This is a genomic window from Sutterella sp., from assembly GCF_052272535.1.
Taxonomy (GTDB): Bacteria; Pseudomonadota; Gammaproteobacteria; order Burkholderiales; family Burkholderiaceae_F; genus Sutterella.
In genome coordinates, this window is record NZ_DAVZJY010000083.1 from 1 (window position 1) to 9,207 (window position 9,207).

Consider the following 9,207-nt stretch of genomic DNA (forward strand, 5'->3'; position numbering starts at 1 on the left):
AGCTCGAGGCCGAAGGCCGCACCTCCTGGGAGACCGTCCTCTGGCGCCGCGTCAAGGCGGCTCTCGGGCGCGGGTGACTTCTCCCGGGTCCGCGCCGGACTTCAACCGGACTGAAGAGCTTCCCTTCAGAAGAGCAGGGAAAAACCAAACCGCCCGCGCTCCGACTCAGTGTCCGCGGGCGGTTTGCTTTATGCGCCTGCGTCACGCCCGGCGCACGCCCGCGCGGTCGAGCATCGCGAGGACGTCGTCCACGGGAAGCGCCCGCACGATCCGCCCCTCCTTGTCGGCGACGTCGTGAGCGGCGAAGAGCGCGTTGATGATCGCCTCCTCGGTCGATTCGATGGCGGCCATGAAGAGCCCGGTCATGTCGTCGTTGCGCACCGTGGGGGCGCCTTCGAGCGTCTGGGCGGGAAGCGCGTGCTTCACGCGCACCGCGGGGTTCGTGGAGAAGGCGAGCGCGAAGTCGCCCGAACCGTTCGACGCGACGCCGCCCGTCTTCGTCATGCCCATGAAGGCGCGTTTGGCGAGGCGCTCCAGGTTCCGGGCGTCCAAGGGCGCATCCGTCGCGATGATCATCATGATCGAGCCGTCGGCGGATTCGCAGGCCTCCATTTCCTTTTGGCAGGGCCAGCCGCCGAGGCGCACGCCCACTTCGACGCCCTTGACGGTGAGGAGCCCGCCGAAGTTCGCCTGCACGAGGGCGCCGACGCGCCAACCGCCGAGCGTTTTGGGCAGAACGCGCGAGGCCGTGCCGATGCCCGCCTTGAAGCCGAAGGCGACGGTGCCTGAGCCGGCCCCGACGCAGCCCTCTTCGACCGGACCGTCGTCCGCCTTTTCCAGGGCCTCGAGCACGTGCTCGGGGCGGATGAAGCGCGCACGGATGTCGTTCACCTTGCCGTCGTTCGTCTCGCCCACGAGGGCGTTGACGGACTTCACGGATTCGTTCCCCGGGCGGCTGAGCGTCCAGTCGACGAGCGCCTCGATCGCCGGTCCCACCGAGAGGGTGTTCGTGAGCGCAATCGGCGTCTCGAGGTTCCCGAGCTCCTTCACCTGCGGGTAGCCCGCCATCTTGCCGAAGCCGTTCCCGAGGAAGATCCCCGCGGGGACCTTGTCCTGAAAGACGTTCCCGCCGTGCGGCAGGATCGCCGTGACGCCCGTGTGCATGCCCAACGCGTCGTCGTGGAGCGTCGTCTGCCCGACAAGAACGCCCGGGACGTCCGTGATCGTGTTCTTCTCCCCGACGGGAAGAACGCCGAAGGTGATGCCGAGACTGCGCGGACGGCGGGCGGAAGAGGTGTCGGACATGAAGGAGCTCCGGTGAGGCGGTTGAAGAAGAAGCCACGCTAACCGGAATGTCGGGCGCCGAGCGTAGGTGAAAACCCTGATTATGTTTGCATGCGTCATGGGATGGCGCAGGCGTCGTGAATACTTTCCTCGTCCTTTATTTCTGACAGGAGGCATGGACATGTTCGACAACGACTTCGGGAGTATCGGCTCCCGCCTTGACGACGGATTCACCATTTCGGGGAGCGGGCGGTTCGACGATGCGTTCGGCGGCGCGGGCGAGGGCGGGTTCACCCGGTCCTTCACCACGGGCGGAGACGACGTGAACTTCGTGATGGGCGCCGACACGAGTGCGCGGGCCTGGAGCCTTCCGGCCGACTCGACCTTTTGGGCGAACTCCGTCGAGATGGATGCGGTGAACTGGAGTTCGGACGGCCTTGCCGGGTTCTTCACCGACCTCGTGATCGACGCGAATCAGTTCCTCTCGCGTTGGACAAAGTACGAGCCCGGAGACGACTCCGGGCCGGTCGGCTGATTCTCGGCGGCTCGATGGCTCAAGCGGCCGCACACATCGAACGCCCTCCGGATGCGTAGTCCGGAGGGTGCTCTTCATCCGGGGCATCCCGAAATAAGCGGACTCTCCCGCAATCGCTTTCGGCCCCAATCCCAGGAAGAAGCCCTCCGGAACCCGAGGCCTCTACTGCACGACGCGCGCCGCTGATGCCGCCGGAGTTCTGCGTCTCTGCGACGGTCTGAAGCAGGAGCCGGCGCGCATTCAGCTCCAGGCGGGTGAAGCCGCAGCCTGACGGCCCGCCTCACGGCCGTTCACGAGGCAGTCCATCACGGCGCAGGCGCCGATGCGCACCGCTCCGTGGATCCCGCCCGTGAATTCGCCCGCGGCGAAGAGCCCCGGGATCGGAGCGTCCGTCGAGACGTCGAGCACGGCGGTCGTGACGGCCGTGGCGACGCCGCCCATGGTGTGGTGAACCTTGGGCGACATGCGGCTCACATAGTAGGGGCCCGACTCGATCGGCTTCGCCGCACGGTCGAAGCGTCGGCCAAACTTCGGGTCGGTCTTCTTCGCGAGGTCGGTGTTGTACTGCGCGACCGTCGCCTTGAGCGTCTTCACGTCCATTTTGTAGGCGCGCGCAAGCGCCTCGGCGTCGTCGAACTTTTCGACCGTGCCGGCCGCGAGCATCTTCGCGAAGAGTCCGGGGCGGAGCGTCTCGAGGTGCTTCACGCCGTCGTCGTCCGAGAACGCGAGCGCCTCGCCGCCGCGGTTGATGATCCGGAGGATCGCATCCGTGCAGAGCTTGCGGTCGCCGAATTCGTTCACGAACCGTTCGCCCGTGAGGGTCGAGATCCAGAAGCCGAAGAGCGAGCCCGAAATCGAGGCAAAATGCGTCGCAATGCCCATGCCTTTCTCAAGAGGCGAGCAGGAGGGCAGGCACTGGATCCAGTCGGCCTGAATGACATTGGCGCCGATGCGGCTCGCTTCGCGGAGGGCTTCTGCGGTCGCGCCCGGCTGGTTCGTCGTGAGGAAGGCGGCTCCCAGCTTCGGGTCGAGTCGCTCGCGGTACTTGACGTCCGCGCCGAAGCCGCCGCAACAGAGCACCACCGCGCGGCGCGCGCCCACGGTCTTCACCGTGCCCGAGCCGGGCTTTCCGAAGGTGTAGCCCTCGCGGATCCGCACGCCCTTGACGCGGCCGTCCGCATCGCGGAGCACCGCCTCCATGAAGGCGCGGGTGCGCAGCTCCACGCCGAGGGCCTTCAGCTTCTTCACGGCCGGGACGATGATTCCCTGACCCGTCCCCTGGGTCGTGATGAGGCAGCGCTCGGCGGAGTGTCCGCCCTTGCCCGTGAGGTGCGGGTTCCATTCCACGCCCATCGCGCTCTTCGTCCACTCGAAGGCTTCGGCCGCATGCTCGCAGACGAACTTGATGTGCTCCGGGTCGCCGAGACCGAGGCCGATGCGCTCCATGTCGGCTTCGAGCTTCTCGGGCGAATCGTCAATTCCCTGGGCCTTCTGCACGCTCGAGCCCGGCACGGCCATCATGCCGCCCGAGAGCGAGGAGTTGCCGCCGAGGAAGGCCATCTTTTCGAGAACCACGACGTCGGCGCCCGCCTCCTTCGCGGCGAGTGCGGCGGCAAGGCCCGAGAACCCGGAGCCCACCACCACGACGTCGTGCATCTCATCGAACTTCGGCGGAATCGGATCGCTGCAGGCGGCCGAGGCGGTGCCGGCAAAAAGGGCCGGCGCGGCGGCGGCCGCGCCCTGAAGCAGACGGCGGCGCTGAATGTTCTTCATGTCTCTCTCTCCTTTGGAAATGCCCGTCGTGAGGACCGCCCCGGTTGCGGGCGGTGCGTTTCCGGCATTCAAGACGGGCGATGCGAGAGATAGTCTATCCGCCTCCATGGAGCCCGAAGCCGATTGGCGGCGCGGGTCGAAGGGTTTAGAGGACGCAGATCAACCCGACAGCGGCCCTCAAGCGCGCCGGTTAATGCCCGTCAGCCGCCATCGGAGGTTTTCCTTAGGCGCGCGCTCCTGGGGGTGATGCACAATTCACAAACGCTCCTCTGTTGAGGAGCACCGGAGCCCCCTCCCTCATCGGACCTCAGGCCGGCTCCTTCCGCACAGAAGTACGTTCACACCATTACCCCAAGCAGCGTCGGATTCCGCGGGAGTCCGAGCGGAGCTGTCTTCCTCCTTAAAAGTGAACGTGAAGCGCGCGGCGCTTCCCTTGAGACAAACCAAAAACAAGATCGTCATAAGGACTTAAAAATGAAGATCACGTTCGCCAAATCCGCCGCCGCTGTTGCCGCCGGCATCCTGCTCTCCGTCACGCTCGCCGGTTGCGGCGGTGAAGAAAAGAGCGACGTCACGGTCGTCAAGATCGGCGTCGTGGGCGAGTACAACGCCCAGTGGGACACGGTCAACCAGCTCCTCGCGAAGGACAAGATCAAGGTTGAGCTCGTCAAGTACTCCGACTACGCGACGCCCAACCGCGCGCTCTCCGACAAGGAGATCGACCTCAACAGCTTCCAGCACAAGGCCTACCTCGCCAACGACATCAAGCGCAACGGCTACAAGATCGTCTCGATCGGCGACACGCTCATCGCTCCGTTGCGCGTCTTCAACAACAAGACGAAGATCAAGTCGATCGAAGAGATCAAGGACGGTGACAAGATCGCCATTCCGGCCGACCTCACGAACGGCGGCCGCGCCCTGAAGCTCCTCGAGCAGGCGGGTCTCTTCACGGTCAACCCCGACAAGGGCTTCGTTCCCAACAAGACCGACATCACGCACTTCAACAAGAAGGTCCAGATCGTCGAGGCCGAATCCGGCATGCTCGCGAACCTTCTGCCCGACGTGACGGTAGCGGTGATCAACGGCGGCAACGCCTTCACCGCCAAGCTCGATCCGTACAAGGACTCGATCTTCTCGGAGAACGTCGATCCGAAGACGAACCCGTACGTGGGCCAGTTGGTCAACATCATCGTTGCGCGTGAGGCCGACAAGGACAACGCCGTCTACAAGAAGGTGGTCGCCGCCTACCAGACGCAGGAAACCGCGCAGGCGATCAAGGACGCCTACAAGGGCGCCTTCGTTCCGGCCTGGGCCGGCGCCCAGGACTACAAGCTCAAGTAGTCCGGAGGATTGAGCGCGCCGCGATGACCGGGCTCCGCCCGACCCGCCGCCGGCGCGCAACACCCCTCAGAAGAAGCCGCCCGCCGCGTGCTCATCCACAGCCGCCGGGCGGCGTCCTTTTATTCCGGAACCGCTTCATCGGGCCCAAAAACGGCGCCCACGCGGCCGACGCCGGCCGGGCGCCTTGTCCGGGCGTCACCGCATGTCGATTCCGGAAGCAGACCTTCAGCAGAATTCAAAAGATCATGACCACCTCCGACATCGAAGCCCGGATCAAGGCGTACGTTGACGAACGTCTTCCCGACTATCAGGCGGCCGCCCGCGACATCCATGCGCGGCCCGAAACGAGCAACCACGAATACTTCGCCTGCGGGCGGCTCTCCGAGCTTCTCGTGAACGAAGGCTTTCAGGTGGACGTGGACGTCGCGGGACACCCCACGGGGTTCGCGGCGTACTTCAAGTCCGGCAGGCCCGGTCCCGTCGTGTGCTTCCTCGCCGAGTACGACGCCCTTGCGGGCCTCGGCCACGGGTGCGGCCACAACCTCTTCGGCGCGACGAGCTGCCTTGCGGGTGCCGCATTGGCGCAGGTGATCCGCGAGACCGGCGGCGAAGTGCGCGTCTACGGCACGCCCGGCGAAGAGGGCGGCGAGAACGGCAGCGCCAAGGGGAGCTTCGTGCGCGAGGGCTTCTTCAAGGACGTCGACGCCGCGCTCTGCGTGCATCCGGGCGGCGACACCGCGAACCGTCCGACCTCGAAGTCGCTCGGTTGCGCACCGGTCGACATCGAGTTCCATGGCCGCGCCTCGCATGCGGCGTCGGCGCCCGAGAAGGGCGTCAACGCGCTTGACGCCGTGATTCAGGTCTACAACGGCACCAATGCGCTGCGCCAACATCTCCCGGGCGACGTGCGCATCCACGGGATCATCACGCACGGCGGCGACGCGCCCAACATCGTTCCGGAATACGCCGCGGCGAAGTTCTACCTGCGCGCCGCGACGGCGCCCGTCCTCGAAGACGTCTGGAAGAAGGTGGAGCGCATCGTCGAAGGCGCGGGCCTCATGACGGGTGCGAAGGGCACAATGAAGCCTTCGCAGAACCGCGTTGAGAACACGGTCCTCACGCCGAAATTTGACGAAGTCTGGTGCCGCCGCATGGAGGAGCTCGGAGAGCCGGTGAACCGCGAGCCCCGCGAAGCGGCCGGTTCCTCGGACGTTGGCAACGTTTCGCAGGTGATCCCGACCATCCAGCCCCACATCGCCATCACCGACGTTCCGGTGCGCGGTCACAGCGAGGAATTCAAGGCCGCGGCCTGCTCCGCGAAGGGACTCGCCTCGGTCGGCATCGGCGCCAAGGCGCTCGCCCTCACGGCGCTCGACCTCATTCTCGACCCGAAGCTTCTCGCCGCGGTCAAGGCCGACCACGCCGAGCACTTGAATCAGCAGGCCGAAGAGGCCGCCCGGGCGCTCTAAAATCACCGGTTTTCGAAATAACAAAAACCAAATCACCTCCATGATCAAGCTCAACCACATCACGAAGCGCTTCGAATCGGGCGGGAAGACCGTCACGGCGGTGGACGACGTCACGCTCGCCATCGACGAAGGCGAAGTCTTCGGCATCATCGGTTTCTCGGGTGCGGGCAAGTCCACGCTTGTGCGCTGCATCAACCTTCTCGAGCGCCCGACCGCGGGCGAAGTGATCGTCGACGGCACGGACCTCACGAAGCTCGACGAGAAGGCGCTGCGCCGCATCCGCCAGCGGATCGGCATGATCTTCCAACACTTCAACCTGATGCCCTCGCGCACGGTGTTCGAGAACATCGAGATGCCGCTCAAGCTCACGACGATGACGCCGGCGGAGCGCCGCGCCAAGATCGAGTCGCTCCTCGAGCTCGTCGAACTCTCCGACAAGGCCGAAAGCTACCCCTCGCAGCTCTCGGGCGGCCAGAAGCAGCGCGTCGCCATCGCGCGCGCCCTTGCGAACGACCCGAAGGTGCTGCTCTGCGACGAGGCGACGAGCGCGCTTGACCCGAAGACCACCCGTTCGATTCTGAAGCTCCTGCGCGAGGTGAACCAGCGCCTCGGCATCACGATCGTCGTGATCACGCACCAGATGTCTGTCGTGAAGTACATCTGCGACCGTGCGGCCGTGATGGAGAAGGGCAAGGTCGTGGAGGAGGGCTCGATCCTCGAGATCTTCAGCCACCCGAAGATGCCCGTGACGAAGGGCTTCATCGACACGGCGACCAACGTGGACGACCTCTACGAGCTCCTTGAGGAGGCGCGCGCCACCGAGGGCCCGGACCACGGCGAGACCGTGTATCTCCTCACCTACACGGGTGCGTCGGCGGGCAAGCCCCTGATGGTCGAGCTCTATCAGCGCTTCGGCGTCGAGGCGAACATCATCTTCGGCAACGTCGAGCTCCTGAAGGGCACGCCCCTCGGCAAGCTCGCCGTGACGCTCCAGGGCGCGCCCGAGTCCGTCAAGGCGGCGCTTGACTTCATTCGTTCTCAAAACGTCGGCGTGGAGGCCCTCTGATGTTCGACTGGATCTACGTTCTTGCTCCGAACCTGCGCCAGTTGGGCGATGAGCTCCTCAACTGCCTCGGGCAGACCTTCACCATGGTCGCCGTCTCCGGCACCATCTCCTGGGTGCTCGGCATCCTGATCGGCGTGCTGCTCGTCACCACCCGTCCGGGCGGCATTCTCGAGAACCGCCTCGTCTTCACGGTCTTCGACCGCGGCATCGACATCATCCGCTCGATTCCGTTCATCATCCTGATCGTGCTCCTCATTCCGCTCTCGCGCCTCCTCGTCGGCACGGGTTCGGGCGTCACGGGGAGCTTCGTCGCCCTCGTCTTCGGCACGGTGCCCTTCTTCTCGCGCCAGATCGAGTCGGTGCTCTCCGACATCGATCACGGCCTCATCGAGGCGAGCGCTGCGATGGGCTTTTCGCCCCGTCAGATCATCACGGGCGTCTACCTGCGTGAAAGCATCCCCGGCATCACCCGCGTGACGATGATCACGTTCGTGAGCTTCATCGGCATCACCGCGATCGCTGGCGCGATCGGTGCGGGCGGCATCGGCGACTTCGCGATTCGCTACGGCTACCAGATGGGCTACCGCGACATGATCTGGCTCACCGTGATCATCATCCTTGCGATCATCAGCATCTTCCAGTTCTGCGGACAGTGGGTGATCCGCCGCACGACGCACTGACGTTCAGAGGCTTTAACGCCGGATTAAAAAAAGGCGCACGCCGATGTTCAGACATTGGACATCGGGTGCGCCTTTGCCGTATGGAAGACGGTTAACGGGAAGCCGGCTGAGGCAGGAGTGTTTTCAGAGCCGTTATTCGTCGCTAGGACCGAGATCAGGGACTGGTAGTCGGGTTGCCCATAAATGTATGCGATCGGGCCATAAAGTGCTGCGAGCATGCACAAGGGCAGCACGACGAGTAGGAATAGTTTTCGAGTTGGAATCAGAAAGGCGAGGAAGATGCCGCCGAGAAGCGTCTCCCTCGTGTGAACGTCGTCGCCGAGGCAGCGCAGGATCTGTTTGGCCAAAACTGAACAGGCGACGAAATAGATGAGAAAAGCCGCTGCATCCCGCAACGCCGTGAACAACTCCCTTTTCGCAGAACTACTTAAACGTCGGGGGGGGGGTAGAAGCACATTATGATTCTTGTAATATTGTAGAGAAGTCTTCCGTTGCTTATGTCTGCGTTTTCGGCCGCGTGACGGAAAGATCAAAGGAGGTGCTGCAGTATCGAAAGGATGGCCAAGTCGCCGGAGTGATGGTTGAGTAGAAATCAAGAAGTATAGCAACGATGAATCAATCGCAGTTGGCTAATGCGGCGCTCTGTTCGTCATTCTGTACGCCTTCGATGACGTCGAGGAGGGGCTGCGCAGTCCGCCGGTCGGTTTGCGGCAGCTGCGGACAATCAACCTGGTGCTGCGGCCGCAGAGGATCTTTTTCCGGTGCTTCCCATGCAGCATCAGCGCTGAGAAACCGCTTCGACTCCGGAGCGGAGGGCGGTGCGGAAGCCAGTCGATGGGCTTGAGCGCGCCGCTCCCACGGGATGCACGTTGGAGCTGCAGACCGCCCTTAGCATGCGCCCCAAGGAAACGCCCCCGATGCTTGCGGAGAGGGAGTCTCCGTTTTTGAGTAAGTAGAAATACGTGGTTGTTCGTGATGCGCACTGCACGGACTGCCGGTGCGGATCCGCCGAACGGTTCGGGTGTCCGGCGGGCAAAAGAATGGGCGCCGGCCGAAGAT

Annotated in this window: 8 protein-coding genes; 5 read left to right on the forward strand and 3 right to left on the reverse strand. The window is 64.3% G+C overall.

All coding sequences use genetic code 11. From position 1 onward, the window contains the following. Positions 1–201: 201 nt before the first annotated feature. Complete coding sequence (locus tag ACT6Y9_RS05695) at positions 202–1,305, reverse strand: DmpA family aminopeptidase (protein WP_443743816.1); 1,104 nt, start codon at positions 1,303–1,305, stop codon at positions 202–204. 160 nt (positions 1,306–1,465) lie between these two features. Between ACT6Y9_RS05695 and ACT6Y9_RS05700 the strand changes: the two genes are divergently transcribed. After that, entirely contained in the window at positions 1,466–1,819 is a 354-nt protein-coding gene (locus ACT6Y9_RS05700) for a hypothetical protein (protein WP_443743817.1), read from the forward strand. 240 nt (positions 1,820–2,059) lie between these two features. Here ACT6Y9_RS05700 and ACT6Y9_RS05705 read toward each other — a convergent pair whose 3' ends face one another. Next, complete coding sequence (locus ACT6Y9_RS05705; protein WP_443743818.1) at positions 2,060–3,592, reverse strand: flavocytochrome c; 1,533 nt, start codon at positions 3,590–3,592, stop codon at positions 2,060–2,062. 474 nt (positions 3,593–4,066) lie between these two features. Between ACT6Y9_RS05705 and ACT6Y9_RS05710 the strand changes: the two genes are divergently transcribed. From ACT6Y9_RS05710 to ACT6Y9_RS05725, 4 genes are all read left to right on the forward strand, one after another. Beyond that, positions 4,067–4,933, forward strand: coding sequence for a MetQ/NlpA family ABC transporter substrate-binding protein (locus tag ACT6Y9_RS05710; RefSeq protein WP_443743819.1), 867 nt, complete (start codon positions 4,067–4,069; stop codon positions 4,931–4,933). Positions 4,934–5,178: 245 nt separating this feature from the next. Further along, a complete protein-coding gene (locus ACT6Y9_RS05715; RefSeq protein WP_443743820.1) occupies positions 5,179–6,402 on the forward strand; it encodes a M20 family metallopeptidase in 1,224 nt (407 codons plus the stop codon). A gap of 40 nt (positions 6,403–6,442) precedes the next feature. Continuing rightward, complete coding sequence (locus ACT6Y9_RS05720; RefSeq protein WP_443743821.1) at positions 6,443–7,468, forward strand: methionine ABC transporter ATP-binding protein; 1,026 nt, start codon at positions 6,443–6,445, stop codon at positions 7,466–7,468. Beyond that, the gene (locus tag ACT6Y9_RS05725) at positions 7,468–8,148 is read left to right on the forward strand and encodes a methionine ABC transporter permease (protein ID WP_443743822.1); all 681 of its coding nucleotides are present in this window, start codon (positions 7,468–7,470) and stop codon (positions 8,146–8,148) included. Before ACT6Y9_RS05720 ends, ACT6Y9_RS05725 begins: the two co-directional genes overlap by 1 nt. A 47-nt stretch (positions 8,149–8,195) precedes the next feature. Here the strand turns inward: ACT6Y9_RS05725 and ACT6Y9_RS05730 are convergent, their stop codons facing one another. Beyond that, a complete protein-coding gene (locus ACT6Y9_RS05730; RefSeq protein WP_443743823.1) occupies positions 8,196–8,555 on the reverse strand; it encodes a hypothetical protein in 360 nt (119 codons plus the stop codon). Between the last annotated feature and the right edge of the window lie 652 nt (positions 8,556–9,207).